The sequence below is a fragment of the Bacillus sp. JJ1521 genome (assembly GCF_036965165.1).
Lineage (GTDB): Bacteria > Bacillota > Bacilli > Bacillales > Bacillaceae_L > Ferdinandcohnia.
Window position 1 is genome coordinate 1 of sequence record NZ_JBALOX010000130.1, and the last position, 1546, is coordinate 1546.

The window sequence follows — 1546 nt, forward strand, 5'->3', positions numbered from 1 at the left end:
ACCTCATTACCCACGTCTGTTACTCCAATACGATCCCAATTAATTAAGCTTTCTAATAGTAAGGCTAACATGATTCCCATTAGTAATCCGTTGCTAAGCAATGGACGAACAACAGCTGGAATTGATTCGAAATAGGATGCAGGAAGGGTCATAACAACAACCCCTACAAATAACGGGATTGCTGAACGATAGGCATTCATCGTGTTAAATTCAATTTGCTTGAAAAAGGTGAACGAAGAATTAAAAAGCAATAAATAAGACGCAAACAAGGCCGCACTTCCAACGCTCAATGGTAATTGTGAAAAAAAGTGTCCAATCGGAGGAATCAGACCCATCACTAAAAACATGAACCCGCCAAGAATGAACGGCAATCTCTTTAAAATTCCTGTTTGACTTAGAAAACCGATAGACGACACATACGGTGAATAAGGTACTAACCCAAATACCCCACCGATAAAGGAGAAAATACCTGTGATGGCAAAAGTACCCCTGTATTGCGATTTTGTCGTTTGCGTCTGATACATACCCTCAGTTCCTTTTAATGCACCAAACGTATTTGCTATATTTAGTAATCCTGCTAAAACGGTTGTAATAATAATCCCTAGATCCCAAGCTGGTTCCCCTAATGGAAATAAATCGAAACGTAAGGATGAACCTCCGCTAACCGCATGCTGAGGGTTAAAAATAAGAGAATAAGTAATCCAACCGATAATGATCCCAATTAGTAAACTGTAGCGTCTGATGGGTGGAGGGGCTTTTACACTCAAAACAATGACAAGAATCGCGATGATGATCGATAAGAATGAAATGGATAAATCAATTTGTGCACCTTGGGCCTGATTGCCAAATGGAATTCCAAGCATACCCTTCAAGAAGATCCCAATCAATTGACACCCCAACAAAAACATAAACACACCCATTACAGCAGGGCTAAATAATTTTGCGAGATGTGGTCCTAAGCCAGTAATACCAATGAAAAATGTGATGCTGGCAGAAATCATTATCCCAACAGTCAAGCTACCTCCCAATTCATCCAAGGACATACCTTGAGCAGAAGCGGTTGCACAAAGAGCTAATATGATCCCCCACCAAAGTCCTGACTGTCCCTCCATGATTGCGCGTTTATGGCCAAGAATCGCCTGCACAATACAGGCTAGACCCGTCACAATAAATGAAAGCTGAAGCAGGTTCACAACTTTTTCAGGTGGAAGATCAAAAGCAGCTCCGACCGTAATGGGGATAACCACTATATTCGTAAAAATAAAAAAGAGCCATTGCAAGCCCGAAATCCAATTGTTAGTTTTAAGCAATTCCTTAATGGTATTCACCCCGTTACTATATTTTCATAAATAATGCGATTGCTAGGTATTCTAATAAAATATTGAAAAAGTCTATCTCTATTATAGAGGATTTTCCGTGAGTAAATGAAGGAATTAATATATTCATCTTTTAATTAGTGTTAAATTGTGTCGAATGCTAAAGGGGATAATCATATGAAGCAATTCCATATTTTTTATGCATTTTTCAAAGTAAGCTTACTAGGATA

The 1546-nt window shown here is 38.8% G+C and carries 1 protein-coding gene; it reads right to left on the reverse strand.

The window, feature by feature from the left end; translation table 11 throughout:
• Positions 1 to 1280, reverse strand: a 1280-nt coding sequence (locus tag V7147_RS17140; RefSeq protein WP_335369049.1) for a uracil/xanthine transporter, incomplete at its 3' end; no start/stop codon positions are given.
• Between the last annotated feature and the right edge of the window lie 266 nt (positions 1281 to 1546).